The 16,868-nt window shown below is 70.8% G+C and carries 18 protein-coding genes; 9 read left to right on the forward strand and 9 right to left on the reverse strand.

Translation table 11 applies throughout. The annotated features are described in order from the left end of the window. Positions 1-148: 148 nt before the first annotated feature. On the reverse strand, positions 149-1,924 hold the full coding sequence (locus tag N7L95_RS18680; protein WP_301256757.1) for a M14 family metallopeptidase: 1,776 nt from the start codon (positions 1,922-1,924) through the stop codon (positions 149-151). A gap of 221 nt (positions 1,925-2,145) precedes the next feature. After that, positions 2,146-2,508, reverse strand: a complete 363-nt coding sequence (locus tag N7L95_RS18685) for a translation initiation factor Sui1 (protein WP_301256758.1) — start codon at positions 2,506-2,508, stop codon at positions 2,146-2,148. Positions 2,509-2,642: 134 nt separating this feature from the next. Here N7L95_RS18685 and N7L95_RS18690 point away from each other — a divergent pair, with 134 nt between their 5' ends. The 4 genes from N7L95_RS18690 (at position 2,643) to ppk2 (ending at position 6,741) form a co-directional block, all read left to right on the forward strand. Beyond that, positions 2,643-3,629 carry an AraC family transcriptional regulator gene (locus tag N7L95_RS18690; RefSeq protein WP_301256759.1) on the forward strand — a complete coding sequence of 329 codons (987 nt, stop codon included), beginning with the start codon at positions 2,643-2,645 and terminating at the stop codon, positions 3,627-3,629. A 162-nt stretch (positions 3,630-3,791) separates the two neighbouring features. After that, positions 3,792-4,589, forward strand: a complete 798-nt coding sequence (locus N7L95_RS18695; RefSeq protein WP_301256760.1) for a hypothetical protein — start codon at positions 3,792-3,794, stop codon at positions 4,587-4,589. Positions 4,590-4,708: 119 nt separating this feature from the next. Further along, entirely contained in the window at positions 4,709-5,737 is a 1,029-nt protein-coding gene (locus N7L95_RS18700; RefSeq protein WP_301256761.1) for a transporter, read from the forward strand. Between the two features lie 95 nt (positions 5,738-5,832). After that, entirely contained in the window at positions 5,833-6,741 is a 909-nt protein-coding gene (ppk2, locus tag N7L95_RS18705) for a polyphosphate kinase 2 (RefSeq protein WP_301256762.1), read from the forward strand. A 36-nt stretch (positions 6,742-6,777) separates the two neighbouring features. On the opposite strand, the gene N7L95_RS18710 is transcribed toward ppk2, so the two are convergent. Both N7L95_RS18710 and N7L95_RS18715 read right to left on the reverse strand, forming a co-directional pair. Next, positions 6,778-7,380, reverse strand: coding sequence for a GNAT family N-acetyltransferase (locus tag N7L95_RS18710; protein ID WP_301256763.1), 603 nt, complete (start codon positions 7,378-7,380; stop codon positions 6,778-6,780). A gap of 241 nt (positions 7,381-7,621) precedes the next feature. After that, complete coding sequence (locus tag N7L95_RS18715) at positions 7,622-7,855, reverse strand: hypothetical protein (protein WP_301256764.1); 234 nt, start codon at positions 7,853-7,855, stop codon at positions 7,622-7,624. A 186-nt stretch (positions 7,856-8,041) separates the two neighbouring features. On the opposite strand from N7L95_RS18715, the gene N7L95_RS18720 reads away from it, so the two are divergent. Together N7L95_RS18720 and N7L95_RS18725 are read left to right on the forward strand one after the other, a co-directional pair. Then, complete coding sequence (locus tag N7L95_RS18720) at positions 8,042-8,581, forward strand: peroxiredoxin (RefSeq protein ID WP_301256765.1); 540 nt, start codon at positions 8,042-8,044, stop codon at positions 8,579-8,581. A gap of 29 nt (positions 8,582-8,610) precedes the next feature. Then, positions 8,611-9,324 carry an extensin-like domain-containing protein gene (locus tag N7L95_RS18725; RefSeq protein ID WP_301256766.1) on the forward strand — a complete coding sequence of 238 codons (714 nt, stop codon included), beginning with the start codon at positions 8,611-8,613 and terminating at the stop codon, positions 9,322-9,324. 24 nt (positions 9,325-9,348) lie between these two features. Here N7L95_RS18725 and alkB read toward each other — a convergent pair whose 3' ends face one another. Genes alkB through ada form a run of 3 tightly spaced genes read right to left on the reverse strand, consistent with a single transcriptional unit; the run spans position 9,349 to position 11,791 of the window. Continuing rightward, positions 9,349-9,996: a DNA oxidative demethylase AlkB gene (alkB, locus tag N7L95_RS18730; protein ID WP_301256767.1), complete on the reverse strand. Its 648-nt coding sequence runs from the start codon at positions 9,994-9,996 to the stop codon at positions 9,349-9,351. An 8-nt stretch (positions 9,997-10,004) separates the two neighbouring features. Then, complete coding sequence (locus N7L95_RS18735) at positions 10,005-10,739, reverse strand: 2OG-Fe(II) oxygenase (protein WP_301256768.1); 735 nt, start codon at positions 10,737-10,739, stop codon at positions 10,005-10,007. Next, entirely contained in the window at positions 10,736-11,791 is a 1,056-nt protein-coding gene (gene ada / locus N7L95_RS18740) for a bifunctional DNA-binding transcriptional regulator/O6-methylguanine-DNA methyltransferase Ada (RefSeq protein ID WP_435870105.1), read from the reverse strand. The genes N7L95_RS18735 and ada overlap by 4 nt, the downstream gene beginning before the upstream one ends. A gap of 153 nt (positions 11,792-11,944) precedes the next feature. Between ada and xth the strand changes: the two genes are divergently transcribed. Together xth and N7L95_RS18750 are read left to right on the forward strand one after the other, a co-directional pair. Beyond that, positions 11,945-12,742 (forward strand): exodeoxyribonuclease III, encoded by a 798-nt coding sequence (xth, locus tag N7L95_RS18745; RefSeq protein ID WP_301256770.1) that lies wholly within the window; start codon positions 11,945-11,947, stop codon positions 12,740-12,742. Positions 12,743-12,790: 48 nt separating this feature from the next. After that, positions 12,791-13,279: a GFA family protein gene (locus N7L95_RS18750; RefSeq protein ID WP_301256771.1), complete on the forward strand. Its 489-nt coding sequence runs from the start codon at positions 12,791-12,793 to the stop codon at positions 13,277-13,279. Positions 13,280-13,629: 350 nt separating this feature from the next. Here N7L95_RS18750 and N7L95_RS18755 read toward each other — a convergent pair whose 3' ends face one another. Both N7L95_RS18755 and N7L95_RS18760 read right to left on the reverse strand, forming a co-directional pair. Next, positions 13,630-15,525 carry an AAA family ATPase gene (locus N7L95_RS18755; RefSeq protein ID WP_301256772.1) on the reverse strand — a complete coding sequence of 632 codons (1,896 nt, stop codon included), beginning with the start codon at positions 15,523-15,525 and terminating at the stop codon, positions 13,630-13,632. Then, entirely contained in the window at positions 15,518-15,760 is a 243-nt protein-coding gene (locus tag N7L95_RS18760; RefSeq protein ID WP_301256773.1) for a hypothetical protein, read from the reverse strand. Before N7L95_RS18760 ends, N7L95_RS18755 begins: the two co-directional genes overlap by 8 nt. Positions 15,761-16,395: 635 nt before the next feature. Between N7L95_RS18760 and N7L95_RS18765 the strand changes: the two genes are divergently transcribed. After that, on the forward strand, positions 16,396-16,770 hold the full coding sequence (locus N7L95_RS18765) for a DUF7674 family protein (protein WP_301256774.1): 375 nt from the start codon (positions 16,396-16,398) through the stop codon (positions 16,768-16,770). Positions 16,771-16,868: the final 98 nt, after the last annotated feature.

A 16,868-nucleotide genomic window follows, 5' to 3' on the forward strand; every position in this document is an offset into this window, starting at 1 on the left:
CACCGGATAGGTTGACGCCGGCGGGGCTTCCTGCTTGCTTCGCAGCGCTGCCGCGTGCGCGCCCGGCCGCCCTGCAGATGGCACGGCCCGCACGCCGTGGCCGGGGTGCGGGCCGTCGAGAGGCGGGCGGCCGTGCCGCCCGCGGGGCTCAGCGCGGAACCACCGAGGTGCGCATCACCGGGTAGAGGTTCAGGCGCTCATCCCAGGACGAATGGCGGCGGTAGAAGAACTCGAGCCGGGCGGCCGGGTCCTTGGCGAAGGCCGGGTCCTCGGCCAGCTTCTTCTTGAACTCCGCGGCCAGCGCCGGGTCGGCCGCCAGCTGCTCGCGGGCGACTTCCTCGGCCACGTAGGGCTCCATGTATTCCTTCGGCTCGAACGCGGTGTTGAACTCGCCCCAGGCCACCAGCGCGTCGGGCGCCTTGGGCTCGAGCAGCGCCATCAACAGCCGGGCCTTGGGCTGGGCGATGGGCACGAACAGCGCACCGGCGCCGATGTCACGCGCCTCGGGCTTCCAGTCGCCTTCCAGTGCCAGGCGGTGGTGGCCTTCGTTGGAGGCCTCGCTGAAGGCGGTCTTGGTGGCGCGGAAGGTCTCGACCTGCGCCTGGTTGAGCGGCTGGCGCACTTCGCGGAAGTCGATGCCGTGCTGCTGCAGCTTCTGCGCCACCCAGGCGGCATGGGCGGCAGGTACCAGGTAGCCCGCCGCGGGTGCGGCCACGCTGACCTTGGGTCGCACGTCGTCGGCCAGCTTGATCTTCCAGATCTGCGGGCGGCTCTCGTCGTAGCGGGTCATCAGCGTGCCGGACACCTCGGACAGGGTGCGGGTGTAGGCATAGCCGCGGAAGTCGACGTCACGGGTCTTCTCCGAGGCCTCGTAGTCCAGCGGCACGGTGCGGCCGGCCAGGCGGGCGGCGCGGGCATCGGCATCGTTGGCGATGCGCGCCCATTCCTTGCCGTGGGTGGCAATGTGCTGCAACACCGAGACCACGGTGTTGCGGGTGATCCGCACGCGGGTCGGGTAGTCCTTCCAGGAGTGGGTTTCCACCAGCATGCCGAAGCGGTTGCGCAGCAGGAAGTAGCCGGTCGAGTAACGCGGCGTCGACGGGACGTCGGTGACACCGGAGGTGGGGTCGTCCTCGACATTGAAGGTCGGGTAGAAGGACAGCGGCAGCGAACCCTGGGCCGCCAGGTCCTTGATGACGCCGTCACGGAAGCTGCGGCCGACGCGGCGCAGCGCATCGTCGCCGGCGAACACCGGCTCGACCTGGATGGCGATGTCATGCTCGAACTTGGCGCCGTCGGTGACGTGCAGGTCGATGTAGGCCAGCGGGTCCCACTCGTTGACCAGCCGCAGCATGGCCTGCATCTCGGGCGAGTCGGCCTTGGCGTAGTCGCGGTTCAGGTTGTAGTTCTGCGCCGTCGTGCGCCAGCCCATTTCCTCCGGGCCGCGCTGGTTGGGGCGGTTCCACTTGCCGAAGCGCTCGTGGCCGTCGATGTTGAAGACCGGCACGAAGACCAGCACCTGCTTGTCGAGCGCGCCCGGGGCGGCCTGGCCCTCCAGCGCTTCACGCAGCACCAGGAAGCCGGCGTCCTTGCCGTCGATCTCGCCGGCATGGATGCCGCCCTGCACCAGCAGCACCGGCAGGTTCTGGCGCCGCGCGGCCTCCGGCGTGAAGGCGCCGGTGCGGGTGACGACCAGTGCCACCATCGGCCGGCCTTCCGGCGTGCGGCCGAACTCGATGCAGCGCACATACCGGGGATACAGCTTCTGGAAGCCACCACACAGGGTGAGCACCTCGTCGTAGCGGCCGGTCTTCTGGAAGCCGGAGCGCTCGGCGATGGTGCTCAGCGGGTGGGTGGCGGCGCCTGCAGCGGTGGCGAAGGCGAGGGTCAGCAAGGCAACGGCAGACGTCGCACGGAATGGCATGTGGAAGCTCCCATCAATTGGCTTTGTGACGTGAGGATGACGGCTTGTGGCCGACCTCTTTGGAGGGGGGAATGGCGCGACGCCTGCCTGCGGCCGATCGGCCGCAGGCCCGGTGCGCACCACCGACCCACGCTAGCACAAAGCCCCGTCGGCACTGGTGTCTTGGTGTTCCTGGCTTGCGCGAAGATCGCACGCGGGCTTCCGGCCGCCGCGGGGCGCTCTCAGCCGCCAGCGCGCTTGACGGTGTAGCCACGCGCCTTCAGCGCCTCCATCGCGCGGTCGGCATGGTCGCCCTGGATCTCGATCACGCCGTCCTTGACGGTGCCGCCCGATCCGCAGGCGGCCTTCAGCTGCTTGCCCAGCTCCTGCAGTTCGGCGGCGGCGAGCGGCACGCCCTTGACCACCGTCACGCACTTGCCACCACGGCCCTTGGTCTCGCGCGAGATGCGCACGATGCCGTCGGTGCGGGGCACGGCGGCCGGTTGGCCACAGCGGCAGTCGGCCACCGGTCGGCGGCATTGCGGGCACATGCGGCCGCCTTCGGTGGAATACACCAGGCCACCGTTTCCTTTGCTCGGGCTCATCGCTCCTGTTCCTCGCCCCGGCCGGGCTGCTGATGCCACGGGCGGCTGCCGCCGGGCTGGCGGCCGCCCCTGAAGTGCGGGAGCCGTGCCGCCGTGCCCGGCCCGGGGGCGCGCGGCTTGGCGATACTTCTCTCATGAGTGAACATTCTGCCCAGCGCGAGACGGCCTCACGCAGCGCCTACATGAACCGCATCAACCGCGTCTTCGACCACATCGACGCCCACCTGGCCGAGGTGCTGGACCTCGATGCGCTGGCCGGCGTGGCCAACTTCTCGCCCTGGCATTTCCACCGCGTCTTCCGTGCGCTGACCGGCGAGACGGTGGCCGAGCGGGTGCGCCGCCGCCGGCTGGAGGTGGCGGCCAGCCGGCTGCTGAAGCAGCCGCCGGCCACCGCGGTGGCGGTGGCGCTGGATGTGGGCTTCGCGTCGCCGGAGGTGTTCACGCGGGCCTTCCGGGCCCATTTCGGCATGACACCCAGCGCCTGGCGGCGCGGTGGCTGGCGCGACTGGGCGGCCGAGCGGCAGCTGGAGCTGAGCAAGATTCATCAAGCCGAACGCAAGCTGCATCAAGTCATCGCCGACGCTTTCCGCGAGCATCCTGTCCTCTGGCCTACCGGCCAGCTAACTGATCCAGGAGAACAGAAGATGAAGGTCGAACTCAAGCAGCTGCCCGACACCCGGGTGGCCTACATGCGGTATGTGGGGCCCTATGGCAGCAGCGGCATTCCGCAAACCTGGCAGCGCTTCGCCGCCTGGTGCGACAGCCAGGGCCTGATGCAGCCGCGCCGCACCATGTACGGCATCGGCCACGACAACCCGCGCGTCACCGCGCCGGAGAAGTGCCGCTACGACGCCTGCGTGGAAGTGGATGCGGGCTTCCGGCCGAGCGGGGAGGTCGGCGTGCAGGTGCTGGCCGGCGGGCGCTATGCCTGCGCGCCCTTCGTCGGCACCGCCGAGACCATCCACGAGGCCTGGAACCGGGTGCTCGGCGAATGGCTGCCCGGCAGCGGCTACCAGTGCGACGACCGGCCCTGCTTCGAGATCTATGGGACCGACTTCGTGGTGGACCCCGACACCGGTGCCTTCAACTGCATGCTGTGCGTGCCAGTGCGGCCCCTGTAGCCGCCCCGCAGCGCCCAAAGCTGCCGGCGCCGGGCGGCAAAAACTGCTGGCCGGCCGGCCGCACCCGGCCGCCCGCCCCCGGCACCGGCGGCGGCGGCCGCGCCGGCCCGGCTTGGAACGGCGTTTGCCCGTTCGTGCAGCCTTCTTCTGGGAGATCGGCTCATGAGCGTGCGGACCTGGCGACTCGGCATTCTGGCCGCCGCCTGCCTGGCGGGCGGTTGCGCGGTGGTGCAGCCCGGCATGGGCGGGGTTCCGCTCGACCAGCGGCTGGCCGCCGCCGGCGGCCTGCCCCCTGGGGACAACGGCTGCCGTGACACGCCCGGCTTCCCCATCACGATCTGCCAGCCGGGCAGCTACCGCCTGATCGAGAACATCGAGGTGCCGGCCGACACCGACGCGATCGAGGTGCTGGCCGACGATGTCACCATCGACCTCAGCGGCTTCTCCATCACCGGCCCGAATGCCTGCGACAGCGGCGCCGAGGGCTTCAGCTGCACCCACCGTTCCGGCACCGGCATCACCACCGGCCTGGTGCGCGGGCTGGCGGTGCGCAACGGCGCCATCCACGGCATGGGCGGCGACGGCATCAACTGCAAGGGCTGCACGGTGGAGAGCGTCAGGGCGCGGCACAACCGGGCCGGCTTCGTCGTCACCAGCGGCATCGTGAAGGACAGCATCGCCAGCTCCAACCTGATGGGGGTGGGCCTGAACCGCTCGTCCATGGTGCATTCGACCGTCTACATGAACCACACCGGCGTCACCGCAGCCAATGGCGGCACGGTGATCGGCAACGTCATCACGACCAACGTCGACGTGGGGCTGCGCATCGTGGGCGACGGTGGCTATGCGCAGAACTCCTTCCGCTCCAACCAGAACGGGGATGTCGACGGCGGCGTGAACATGGGCGGCAATGTCTGCGGCGCGGAGCTGTGCGCGCCCGAAGGGGACGCCAGCCGCTGAGCGGCTGCTGCGCGCAGGCCGGCGGCTGCCGGCTGCGGCGGTCGCGCCGGCGCACTACCATGCGGCACGCCACCACTGTGCTGCCGCCGTCCACGCGGCGGCGTGCCGCGCCTCCTGCCATGCACACACCGAATGCCTCCTATGGCTGCGACGAGCACGGCCTCGTCTGCGGCTACCTGTTCGAGCCCGGCCAGCCGGGCCGCCCGATCGGCTCTGCCGAGGCGCCGCCCTGGCTGGAGCGCGAGGCGCCAGCCGGCATGCCGCCGGGGCATTTCGTGTGGCTGCATGTCAACCTGGCGCATGCCGGTGCGCTGGCCTGGCTGCGCTCGCAGGCGGGCCTGCAGGACGGGTTCTTCGAGGCGGTGCAGGCCGGCTCGCGCTCGACCCGCATCGAGCGCGACGGCGCCCAGCTGTTTGCGGTGCTGAACGACGTGACCTTCGACTTTTCCTTCGAGGCGAGCGACGTTGCCACGCTGTGGATGAGCCTGGGCGGCCACTTCGTCGTGACGGCCCGGCTGCATCCGCTGCGGGCGGTGGACCGCTTGCGCGCGGCCGTCAAGCGTGGCGAGCCGCTGGCCAGCCCGGTGGCGCTGCTCGACCACCTGCTGCGCGACCAGGCCGACGAGCTGCAGCGCATCGGGCGCAGCGCCACCGAGCGGGTGGACGACATCGAGGATGCGCTGCTGGCCGGCCATGCCGGCCGCCACGGCGGCGAGCTGTCGCGGCTGCGCCGCCTGATGGTGCGCCTGCAGCGGCTGCTGGCGCCGGAACCGGGCGCCCTGCTGCGCCTGCTCGGCAACCCGCCGGCCTGGGTGTCGGCCGAGGACGTGCAGCAGCTGCGCCACGCCAGCGAGGAATTCGCGGTGGTGCTGCGCGACATCGGCGCGCTGCAGGAGCGGGTCAAGCTGCTGCAGGAGGAGTCGGCCGCCCGGGTGGCCGACGAGAACAACCGCAGCCTCTTCATGCTGACCATGGTCACCGTGCTGGCCCTGCCCATCAACCTGATCGCCGGCCTGCTGGGCATGAACGTGGGCGGGGTGCCGCTGGCCAGCCACCCGCACGGCTTCTGGTGGGTGCTGGGGCTGGTGGCGGTGTTCACCGGCGTGGTGGCCTGGTTCGCCTTCGGCCGGCTGCCGCCGCGGCGCTGACACGCCGGCGCCACACAAGGCGGGGAACATCGGGCAGCCGGTGCGCGCCCAGGGGGCGCCGCCGTCGTCCCTGAGGCCTTGCATTGCCACCTGCCATGAACGATCGCACCCCGCCGCTCGCCGCCGATTTCTACCACCGCCTGGAGCGCGACTGGATCGACGCACTCGACGAGGAACTCGAGATGGAGGCCGAGGACGCGCGGCCCGGTGCCGCGCCCGGCGACAGCGCCCGGGCCGAGCGGGTGCGCTACTTCAAGGTGCTGTTCCGACTGCAGGGCGAACTGGTGAAGCTGCAGGACTGGATCGCCACCACCCGGCAGAAGGCGGTCATCCTCTTCGAGGGACGTGACGCCGCCGGCAAGGGCGGCGTGATCAAGCGCATCACGCAGCGGCTCAACCCGCGCGTCTGCCGGGTGGTGGCGCTGCCGGCGCCCAACGACCGCGAGCGCACCCAGTGGTATTTCCAGCGCTATGTGGCGCACCTGCCCGCGGCCGGCGAGCTGGTGCTGTTCGACCGCAGCTGGTACAACCGCGCCGGCGTCGAGCGGGTGATGGGCTTTTGCAACGACGCGGAATACGAGGAGTTCTTCCGCTCGGTGCCGGAGTTCGAGCAGATGCTGGTGCGCAGCGGCATCCGGCTGATCAAGTACTGGTTCTCCATCACCGACGACGAGCAGCACCTGCGCTTCCTGGGCCGGCTGCACGATCCGCTGAAGCAGTGGAAGCTGAGCCCGATGGACCTGGAGTCGCGCCGCCGCTGGGAGGACTACACCCGGGCCAAGGAAATCATGCTGGAGCGCACCCACATCCCCGAAGCGCCCTGGTGGGTGGTGCAGGCGGTGGACAAGAAGCGGGCGCGGCTCAACTGCATCGAGCACCTGCTGGGGCAGTTCCCGTATGCGGAGATCGAGCGGCCGGCGGTGAGCCTGCCCGAACGGGTGCGCCATCCCGACTACCTGCGGCATCCGGTGCCGCCGGAGATGGTGGTGCCGGAAGTGCATTGAGCCGCGCCCCGCCGGCCCGGTGGCGTGCCACGGGCTTCAGGCCTTCGGTTGCAGCGGGTACTCCATCTGCGTCGCAGCCTCGAAGCCGAGCAGCCACTTCAGTTCGGCGAATCGCTCGGTCTTGATGGCCTTGAACCCGACCCGCTCGTACAAGCGGCGGGCCGCCGGGTTGGTGTCGATCACATCGAGCCGGATGGATCGGTACCCCTGCTCCCTCGCGTGCTCGATCAGCCGGTGCAGCAGGCGGGTGCCGATCCCGCTGCCCCGCATCGACGGGGACACCGCGATGCCGTCCATCAGCAGTTGGCCACGGACACAGGCCCGATCGAAGAGCGACAGCACCACGCCGGCGCGGAGCGCGCCCGCCAGTCCGAGCACCCGCTTCAGCAAGCCAAAGGTGATCCCGCCGGTGAAGGCGCCCTGCGCCGTCTTGAAGCCGGCGATGCCGACCACCCGGCCGCCGCTCATCGCGACGAATGAGGACGACGGCTCGAAGCCCTGCCTCAGAACGGCCAGGCGGCACCGGGTGTCGGGAATGGCGATGGACAGCTTGGCGCCGAAGGCGGCGTCATAGAGGTCGGCGGCCACCTCGCGCTGGGCGTCGTCGAACCCTTGCTGGATCGTGGCGTCCTGGCTCATGGCTGCCTGGTCCTGCAGCAGCGGCCGCGGGCCGCGGCGTGGCATGCCGGGCGCGGCTCAGGGTGCCCCGCCCGGGGGCTGCCGCCTGTCCATGCGATGAAAGCAGGGTCCATATCGACGATCCTTCACTGTGCCATGGTGAGAAGCCGCCCGGTGTCGCTGGACCGGCGCCCTTCACCGCGATGTCGCTGGCCCTCGGGGACGGCGGCGGCAATTATTCCTTGCCGCAGGCCGCAGCGGCTCAGCGCGCGTCGTCGTCCACCATCTTGTTGAGCCCGCTGTACTTGCCGAAGGCGAAGCCGGCCAGGGTCAGCAGGCCGCCGAGCACGCTGTTGAAGAAGAACATGCAGACGCTGCCACCGATCAGCAGCACCAGGATCACCGCGAGGCGCCAGAGGTAGCCTGGAGGCAGGGGCTTGGGCTGCGGCGGCGGGGCGGCGGTCGACGGCGTGGACGGGGTCGGGCGGGTGGTCATGGGCTCCCTCTTGCGGTTCTGGTCTGGTGGCCGGTGCGACGCGGCAGGGGCCGGCGCCGGATAGGCCGTGGTGTTCGTGTGGCCGCATTGTCCGGTCAAAATCGGCGGCAGGACGGCCCCCATCCGAGGGAAGGCAGGGCCCCGCATCCGCGGGGCCGGCCGCCGTCGCCGTTCAAGGAGTGCCCGATGAGATTGACAACGCTGGCGCTGTCTGCGCTGTGCACTGCCGCCCCCGCGCTGGCCGCCCTGCCGATCGGCGCCAAGGCGCCCGACTTCACCACCGAGGCGGCGCTCGGCGGCAAGACCTTCAGCTTCAGCCTGGCGCAGGCCTTGAAGAAGGGGCCGGTGGTGCTGTACTTCTACCCGAAGGCCTTCACCAGCGGCTGCACCGTCGAGGCGCATGCCTTCGCCGAGGCGACGTCCGCCTTCAACGCCCTGGGCGCCACCGCGGTGGGCATGTCCAACGACCCGATCGACACGCTGAAGAAGTTCTCGGTGGAAGCCTGCCGCAACCAGTTCGCGGTGGCGGCCGACGACGGCGCGCGGGTGATGAAGCAGTACGACGCCGCGCTGTGGATGAAGCCCGACACCGCCGACCGCATCTCCTATGTGATCAGCCCCGAGGGCAAGATCCTCTTCGTTCACTCGAGCATGAATCCCGAGGGCCATGTGCAGAACACGCTGAAGGCGGTCGAGGCCTGGAAGCGGGAGCAGCCGGCCCGATGACGGCCGGCCGGTCCGGCGCACGACGCTAGATGCCGAGTGCACGATCGCGGTGGCGCCTGCCGCTCCTTCTGCTGCTGCTTGCACTGGCCCTGGCGGTCCACGCGCTGCACGGCGGCCGGCTGGCGCTGCCCGAACGCTGGAACCCGTGGGCGCCGCTGCGCATCGAGGCCGAGCCCAACCTGCTGACGCGCTTCAAGCTGGCCCGGCTGTCCGGCGATGCGGCCCTGTGCCGCAGCGTGCTGGCCCAGGCCGACATGCGCTTTCGGCCCGTGCCGGACTGGCAGGCCGCGCCGGGCTGCGCGATGCACAACGCGGTGCGGGTGGAGGCGACCAGCGCCGCGGTGGGGCCGGCCTTCCTGCTGTCCTGTCGCACGGCCGTGTCGCTGGCCCTGTGGGAGCGGCATGTGGTGCAGCCGGCGGCGCAGCGGCACTTCGGCCAGCCGGTGGTTCGCATCGACCACCTGGGCAGCTATGTCTGCCGCAATGTCTACGGCCGGCCCGGCGCGCCACGCAGCCAGCATGCCACCGCCGATGCCCTGGACGTGGCCGGCTTCAGGCTGGCCGACGGGCAGCGGGTGCAGGTGCTGAAGCACTGGGAGGAGCCCGGCGCGCGCGGCCGCTTCCTGCAGGAGGTGGGCGAGGGCGCCTGCCGCTTCTTCGACGGCGCGCTTGGCCCGGCATACAACGCGGCGCACCGCAACCACCTGCACCTCGACCGTGGCGGCCCGCGGGTCTGCCGCTGAGGGGCTGCAGGCCCGGCGGGCGCTTCAACCGGCCCGGCGCAGCGTGAGGTTGACGCGCTGGGCGCCGAGCAGCGGGTGGCGGCCTTCCTGCAGCGCCAGTACGCCGTGGTAGCGCAGCCGCGACGGCCCGCCCCAGACCACCACGTCGCCGTGCTGCAGCGGCACCCGCTGCGTGGGCTCGCCGCGGGCCTGTCCCCCGAACAGGAACACGGCCGGCAGGCCCAGCGACACCGACACGATGGGATGGCGATGGTCGCGCTCGTCCCGGTCCTGGTGCAGCGACAGGCGGGCGCCGGGAACATAGCGGTTGACCAGGCAGGCGTCCGGCTCGAAGCCGGGGAAGCCGGCTTGCGCCGCCGCGCCGCGGGCCAGCGCCAGGAAGGCCGCCGGCATGGCAGGCCACGGCCGGCCGCTCTCGGGGTCGGTGGCCTGGTAGCGGTAGCCGCTGCGGTCCGACACCCAGCCGAGCGGGCCGCAATTCGTCATCGCGACCGACATGCGCAGGCCGCCCGGCGTGACCAGGTGGCGCCAGGGTGCGGCCGCCACCACCGCCTCGATGCCCTCAAGCAGGGCCGCCTCCGAGGGCAGCGCCCAGCGGCGCAGCAGCACGGCGCCGGGGGCGAGCGCCTGGCGCTCGGGCAGCTCGGCGGGATCGAACAAGTCCAGTGTCATGGCGGTCGTCAGGTGGCGTCGTGGAAGATCAGGCCCAGCGTGTGGCGCTGTCCCGAGCGCAGCCGGCTGACGCCATGCCGCAGTTGCACCCGGTAGGTGCCGCGGCTGCCCTGCACCGGCCGGTGGTGCACGGCGAACACCACCGCGTCGCCCTGCTGCAGCGGCACCACCTCGGGACGCGACTGCATGCGCGGGCGCTGCTCGGTGAGCACGAATTCTCCGCCGGTGAAATCGCGCCCCGGGGCCGACAGCAGCACCGCCACCTGCAGCGGGAACGCCAGCTCGCCGTAGAGGTCCTGGTGCAGGCAGTTGTAGTCGCCGCTGCCGTACTGCAGCAGCAGCGGGGTGGGGCGTTGCTGGCCGGCGGCATGGCAGCGCTCGATGAAGTCGCCATGCCGCGCCGGGAAGCGGCCGGGCAACCCCATGGCGGCCTGCCAGCGGTTCGCCACGCCGGCCAGCGGCGGATAGAGGGCCTCCCGCAAGCCGGCCACCAGCGGCGGCAGCGGGTAGGAGAAGTAGCGGTATTCGCCGCGGCCGTAGCCGTGCCGCTGCATCACCACCCGGCTGCGAAAACCCGCCTCCTGCGCATACAGCGCGGCCAGCCCGGTGCATTCGCTTTCCGACAGCAGGCCGGGCAGCAGCGCATTGCCGTGCGCGTCAAGGGCCTGCTCCACGGCGGTCCAGTCGATCGCGTCGAGGCGCCGGGCCGCTGGCAGGGCGGTGGGCGGCAGGGCTGCCGTCATGCTTCGGCCTCCCGATCGAGCAACGCGCGCTTGCGCTCCACGCCCCAGCGGTAGCCCGACAGGGCGCCGTCATGCCGCACCACCCGGTGGCAGGGAATGGCCACCGCCAGCGCGTTGGCGCCGCAGGCCTGGGCCACCGCGCGCACCGAGCGTGGCGCCCCGATGCGGGCGGCCACCTCGGCATAGCTGGCGGTGCGGCCGGGCGGGATCTCGCGCAAGGCCTGCCACACCCGTTGCTGGAAGGCGGTGCCGCGCATGTCCAGGGGCAGGTCCAGCCCCTGGGCGGGCGCCTCCACGAAGCCCACCACCCGGGCCACCAGCTGCTCGAAGTCGGCATCGCCGCCGATCAGGTGGGCGCGCGGGAAGCGGTCCTGCAGGTCGCGCACCAGCGCGTCCGGGTCGTCGCCGAGCAGGATGGCGCAGACGCCGCGCCCGCTCTGCGCCACCAGGATCGCGCCCAGCGAGCACTGGCCCACCGCGAAGCGGATGTCCACCTCGGCCCCGCCGGCACGCCAGGCGGTGGGTGTCATGCCGAGCAGCTGGCCGGCCTGCTCGTAGAAGCGGCTGCTGGCGTTGTAGCCGGCCTCGTAGATGGCCGCGGTCACGCTCTCGCTGGCGGCCAGCTGCTCGCGCAGCCGGCGCGCCCGCTGCGCCTGTGCCCAGGCATGCGGCGTCAGCCCGGTGTGGCGCTTGAAGAGGCGGTGCAGGTGGTGCGGGCTCAGGCCGGCCTGGCGGGCCAGTTCGTCGAGCCGGGGTGGCTGTTCGGCCGCTTCGATGTAGCGGCACAGGCGGGCCACGGTAGCGGCCAGCTCGTCGGCGCGGGCCGGCGCATTCGGCCGGCACCGCTTGCAGGCGCGGAAGCCGGCCGCCTCGGCGTCGGCGGCGGTGGCGTGGAAGGCCACGTTTTCCGGCCGTGCGGCGCGCGCCGCACAGGACGGCCGGCAGTACACGCCGGTCGTCTTCACCGAGTAGACGAACCGGCCGTCGGCGCGCGCATCGCGTGCCTGCACGTCCGCCCAGCGCGGGTCGGCCACGGTGGCGGCGGCGCGCATCTCGCTTCGGGTGCTCATGTTCACGGGTGTCCTTTCGTGCTTGGAGTGCAGCATGGCCCCAATCTATCCACGCCAGGCAAAGGCGGCACTCCGGCGCTTGCTTTCGAATTCGGGTGCGGCCGTGCGGCACAGCGCTTGCTGAATGCCTCACACATGAAGATTGCCAGCTTCAACGTCAACGGCATCAAGGGCCGGCTGGCGCGCCTGCTCGAATGGCTGGAGGAGGCGGCGCCGGACGTGGCCTGCCTGCAGGAGCTGAAGACGGCCGATGCCGGTTTTCCGGCCGAGGCGCTGCGCCAGGCCGGCTACCACGCGGTGTGGCGCGGCCAGCGTGGCTACAACGGCGTGGCCATCCTGGCCCGCGGCGAGCCACCGGTGCTGACCCGGCGCGCATTGCCCGGCGACGACAGCGACACCGAGGCCCGCTATGTCGAGGCGGCCGTGGACGGCGTGCTGGTGGCCTCGCTCTACCTGCCCAACGGCAACCCCTGCCCGGGGCCGAAGTTCGAGCGCAAGCTGGCCTGGTTCGAGCGCCTCATCGCCCATGCGGGCGAGCTGCGCGCAGCCGGCGTGCCGGTGGTGCTGGCGGGCGACTTCAACGTGGTGCCGACCGATGCCGACATCTACGCCACCCGGTCCTGGCAGGACGACGCCCTGCTGCAGCCCGAGCCGCGCGCCGCGTTCGCCCGCCTGCTGGCGCAGGGCTGGACCGATGCGATCCGCACGCTGTATCCCGGCGAGGCGGTCTACACCTTCTGGGACTACCTGCGCCAGCGCTGGCAGCGCGACGCCGGCCTGCGCATCGACCACCTGCTGCTGAGCCCGGAGCTGGCGCCGCAGCTGGTCGACGGCGGGGTCGACAAGGCAGTGCGGGGGCGCGAGGGAGCGAGCGACCACGCGCCGGTGTGGATCCGCCTCGACCAGGCGCGCCGCGGCCGGCGGCGCGGCTGAGGCGCCGGTGGCCCCCCGTGCTGCTCAGAGCTTCAAAGGACCCCGAACATGCACCTCGAAGGATCTTGTCATTGCGGCGCGGTGCGCTTCAGCGTGGAAGCGCACAGCCCCGTGCCCTACCTGCATTGCCACTGCTCGATCTGCCGCAAGACGGCCGGCGGGGGTGGCTATGCCATCAACCTGGGCGCCGACGCCGCCACGCTGAAGGTGCGCGGGCGACGGCATGTGGCGGTCTATCACGCGCTGCTGCGGGAGCCGGGGCAGCGCGCCAAGCGGTCGCCGGCCGGGCGGCACTTCTGCGCCCAGTGCGGCAGTGCGCTGTGGCTCTCCGATCCGCGCTGGCCCGAGCTGGTGCACCCGCATGCCTCGGCCATCGACACGCCGCTGCCACAGCCGCCGGAGGTGGTGGAGGCGGGGCTGGCCTTTGCCGCACCCTGGGTGCAGGTGCCGGCGGGGCGCCGCCACCGCCAGTGCCAGCAGTGGCCGCAGGAGTCGCTGGAAGACTGGCATCGGCGCCATGGGCTCTACGATGAGTAGCGCCGATGTTGCGCGCCATCGAGGTCGCAGGCGTCGAGCGCGGGCGAGAGTGACCGCTTCAGGTGAGGCGGTGTGCATCGCCCACTTCAGGTGCGCCCTTTCCATCGGCGCGGCGCGGCCGTCGATGGGAATGACCGCTGCGGGACGGTTGCCGTCCGTCGTCGCCACGATTCGCGATCACGGCATCGGCCATCTTGCCGCTTGGTCGGCGGCACCGCGTGCCGGCCCCGGTGGCCGCTATCGAAGCGATACCGGGATCAGCGGCTGCAGAACGGCGACCCCACGGTGCGACTGCCTGCCAGCCACTGTCGCCCCGGGCAGGCCCTTCGACAGTGCAGCGCCCGCGCCGGCTACGCCCTCAGCCGCTCGCGCCTGTTGGCCCGAAACTCCGCCAACCGCTCCGCATACGGGTCGAGTGCGTCCTCTTGCCTCCCCAGCGGCAGATCCGTCACCGCCGCAAAGCGTGCCGGCGTGACCTGCCCCTGATCCATCAGCTCGTCCACCAGCGCCAACAGCGCGCCGCGATGCGCTTCGAGCAGCCGGGTCGCCCGTGCATGCTCGGCCTGCAGCAGCGCTTCGATCGGCGCGTTGCTGGCGTCCACGTCGGTGCAGAGGTTGTCCTCGCTGTCCGTGCACACGTCGATGCGGCCGATGCGCCCGCCGTGACCGAGATGGCGCAGCATGCGGGCAGCCGTTTCGGTGGCCTTGCGCAGATCGCTTTCGGCGCCGCCGGAGCTCAGCTCGGGCCCGAAGACGAGCAGCTCGGCAGCGCGGCCGGCGAGGCTGGTGCAGATGGAGTCGAGCAGGTTGTGGCGCGACCAGACCTTGCGCGAGGTGTAGGCGTTGTAGCCACCCTCGAAGCTGGCCACGTTGATCTTGATCTCCTGTGGCGCACGGCCGAAGAGCAGGGCGTGGACCAGACCGTGGCCGGCCTCGTGCACGGCCAGCAGGGTGCGGAAGTCCGCGTTGCTGCGCTGGCGCAGACGGCTGATCTCGAAGGGCACGGCAATGGGCTGCGACTGGCCGCTCCAATGGGCCAGCAGGCAGCGCCCATCGGCGGTGAGGCGCACGCTTTCGCCGGCCGCGGCGCCGCGTTCGAACGCCCACAGCGCCGCTTTCGTCAGGCCAGCGCCGAGGATGGCGTGCAGCGATGAGAACAGCGGCCGGGTGCCCTGTGCCGGGAAGACGGCGTTGGCGTAGATCTGCTCGTGCACGCTCGCATCCAGCTCGAAGCGCAGGCCGCAGCGGCCCTCGGTCTCGCGGGCATAGCGGGCACAGCTGTGTTCGATCAACCGCTCGTACGCGCGCCGCGAGAGCGAGGGATAGATCACATGCTCGTTGCCCAGGCGCGCCACCTGCTCGGGTTTGAAGCGCTTGTTGAGCGCCTGCTTGACGTCGATCACACTCAGTTTGCTGGTCAAGGCATGGAAGGTGTCGGCGTTGCTGTCGCAGTCATCCACGCTGATGGCGAGGTCCTCGTACATCTCGTCGAGGTTGCCGCAGACGAAGATCAGCAGGCGGCTGTAGTCGGTCTCCCATTGCTGCTGGCCGCTCTCGCGGAAGGCGCGCAAGCGCTCCTGGATCTGCTCGGGTGTCCAGGCCATGATTTCCATCAGTGGCTCTTCGAGCTTGAGGTTGTGCTTCAGCTCCTGAGCCTCCCAGCTGCGCAGCTTGAAGCGCAGCTGGGCCTCGCTGTCCTCGGCGCGCTCGGCATCGAAGGCGGCCTCGGCAATGGATGCTTCGATATCGCTCAAGAGCGAGAGCGCGGGCGGCAGGCGCCCGTCGGAGAGCAGGGCCCAGACGTCCTGGTAGCGCTCGACGCGCAGCTCGCTGCGCTTGCTGTCGATGGTGCGGAAGCGCTGCATTTCGTCGAGCACGAGGATGCCCGGCTCGCCCTCGCGCACGCCGGACTTCGCCAGCATGCCCGAGATGTTCTGCGCGCCACGCCAGCTCGCGCCGTTGGAGAAGCCGTCCATCTGCACTTCGACGAAACGGTCGTAGAAGCCGAGTAACTGCGCCAGGCGGCGCACCAGCTGGGTCTTGCCCGTGCCCGTCAGGCCCCAGAGGCAGACGATGACGGGCCGCGAGACCAGCTCGGGCAGCACGTACCAGGCGCGCACCGAATCGATGACGCGGTCGATGACGGTGTCGATGCCGAACAGCTCCGTCTTGAGCTCGGTGGCGATCTCTTGCAGGCGCCGGTTTCTCTGCGCCAGCTGATCGCGCAGTTCCTGGGAATCATTCATCCCAATCCTTTCGTCGCAGAAGCGCCTGCAGCGCCACGCGGTCGGCACGGCGCTGGGCGCCGCGGCTTTGGATGTGTTGGCCTGCGCCACTCAAGCCGCGCTGGCCGAGCGTGCGCGCCACGGAGTCGCACGCGCCGGCGCTGGTTTCGACCACCAGCGTCATCGGCTGTTTCATGCGGCGCAGGGCCTTGACCCGCCCCTCCTGGAGGGCGCGGGAACGGAGTTGTGCACTCATTCGGTTCCGGAAAGCAAAAGCCCCGGCTCAAAGGCGGCGGGGCTTTACTTGCCGCGCGGTCTGAAGGCCGTATCTGTGAACAGACACGGTTCAGCCGGGGCTCGGGAACCGTGTTCAGTCGATCGTCGAGATGAACAGCGAGGACATAGAAGGGATCTCCGTTTTGCGGGCGCCGTCGTGGGCGACTCGAGCAGTAGGGCGCGGATGATGCTGGCATCGGCGCGAGCGCGCAAGCGGTGCACGGCCTTCGGTGTTGTGGTGCGCCAACGGGGCGCATGCGGCTGCTCGCGAAGCAGATGGCAGCCATTCTCCGGCTCGGTGTCGATGCCGCGCGCAGTTTGCTCAATACCCTGCCCGGCGCGTCGGCCCGAGAACGGTCATGCCGCAATGGCTGCTGACGGGCTCGAGGGCCGGGCGCCGAGCCCTGGCCAACCTTTCGGCGCATCGAGCATCGATGATGCGTTGAAGAGCTTCGACAGACAAAGATGTGAAGGAGCTTCCCAGATGGCTGCCCCTGAGATGCACCGGGCCCAGAGCGGCCGGGGCCCAAGGCGACCTGGGTGCCGCGGTGAGTTGACGGTTTCGGCCGCAAGCCGCCAGGCGGCGCTGACGGGTGTCCGGTAAGCTGGCCCAGCATGTGGCTCGAACAACTCCTGGCCGAAGTGCGCAGCAGCTTCCCGAAGATCTCGCAGGCGGCCGATGATCACTATGAGCGGCGATTCGGAGGCGAATCGCCGCGCCACGCGCACGCGTGGTTTGAGAGCCTGGCCAACGCTCTCAACCTGGAGATGAGCCGGGGGGTCGATCCGAGGCAGCACCGGGCGCTGCTTTCGCATCTCGAGCGTGCCTTGAATTCGTCGGCGGAGGTCTTTGAATGCCTGGACGTCGCCTTCGTCGAGAACCTGTTCTGGCAAGTTCCAGGAGCCAAGGCGGCGCCCTATTGGCAGTCATTGCCGGCGCGCTTCAAGTCGCTCTACGAAGGTTTTCACGGTCGCACGCCGTTGCAGTGACTTCGACTTGATCCGAGTTGCCTGGCATGCAGGCCCACAGCCGTCCGCGCCTCGCGGCCCGCGCGGCGGGCCGGCAGCGGCGTGGCCGAGAGGCCGCC

Source organism: Eleftheria terrae, assembly GCF_030419005.1.
GTDB lineage: Bacteria > Pseudomonadota > Gammaproteobacteria > Burkholderiales > Burkholderiaceae_C > Caldimonas > Caldimonas terrae.

Bases quoted from the DNA above. Each gene is read 5' to 3' on its own strand.
- N7L95_RS18680 (WP_301256757.1), bottom strand. From the start codon at position 1,924: ATGCCATTCCGTGCGACGTCTGCCGTTGCCTTGCTGACCCTCGCCTTC.
- N7L95_RS18685 (WP_301256758.1), bottom strand. From the start codon at position 2,508: ATGAGCCCGAGCAAAGGAAACGGTGGCCTGGTGTATTCCACCGAAGGC.
- N7L95_RS18690 (WP_301256759.1), top strand. From the start codon at position 2,643: ATGAGTGAACATTCTGCCCAGCGCGAGACGGCCTCACGCAGCGCCTAC.
- N7L95_RS18695 (WP_301256760.1), top strand. From the start codon at position 3,792: ATGAGCGTGCGGACCTGGCGACTCGGCATTCTGGCCGCCGCCTGCCTG.
- N7L95_RS18700 (WP_301256761.1), top strand. From the start codon at position 4,709: ATGCACACACCGAATGCCTCCTATGGCTGCGACGAGCACGGCCTCGTC.
- ppk2 (WP_301256762.1), top strand. From the start codon at position 5,833: ATGAACGATCGCACCCCGCCGCTCGCCGCCGATTTCTACCACCGCCTG.
- N7L95_RS18710 (WP_301256763.1), bottom strand. From the start codon at position 7,380: ATGAGCCAGGACGCCACGATCCAGCAAGGGTTCGACGACGCCCAGCGC.
- N7L95_RS18715 (WP_301256764.1), bottom strand. From the start codon at position 7,855: ATGACCACCCGCCCGACCCCGTCCACGCCGTCGACCGCCGCCCCGCCG.
- N7L95_RS18720 (WP_301256765.1), top strand. From the start codon at position 8,042: ATGAGATTGACAACGCTGGCGCTGTCTGCGCTGTGCACTGCCGCCCCC.
- N7L95_RS18725 (WP_301256766.1), top strand. From the start codon at position 8,611: ATGCCGAGTGCACGATCGCGGTGGCGCCTGCCGCTCCTTCTGCTGCTG.
- alkB (WP_301256767.1), bottom strand. From the start codon at position 9,996: ATGACACTGGACTTGTTCGATCCCGCCGAGCTGCCCGAGCGCCAGGCG.
- N7L95_RS18735 (WP_301256768.1), bottom strand. From the start codon at position 10,739: ATGACGGCAGCCCTGCCGCCCACCGCCCTGCCAGCGGCCCGGCGCCTC.
- ada (WP_435870105.1), bottom strand. From the start codon at position 11,791: ATGCGCGCCGCCGCCACCGTGGCCGACCCGCGCTGGGCGGACGTGCAG.
- xth (WP_301256770.1), top strand. From the start codon at position 11,945: ATGAAGATTGCCAGCTTCAACGTCAACGGCATCAAGGGCCGGCTGGCG.
- N7L95_RS18750 (WP_301256771.1), top strand. From the start codon at position 12,791: ATGCACCTCGAAGGATCTTGTCATTGCGGCGCGGTGCGCTTCAGCGTG.
- N7L95_RS18755 (WP_301256772.1), bottom strand. From the start codon at position 15,525: ATGAATGATTCCCAGGAACTGCGCGATCAGCTGGCGCAGAGAAACCGG.
- N7L95_RS18760 (WP_301256773.1), bottom strand. From the start codon at position 15,760: ATGAGTGCACAACTCCGTTCCCGCGCCCTCCAGGAGGGGCGGGTCAAG.
- N7L95_RS18765 (WP_301256774.1), top strand. From the start codon at position 16,396: ATGTGGCTCGAACAACTCCTGGCCGAAGTGCGCAGCAGCTTCCCGAAG.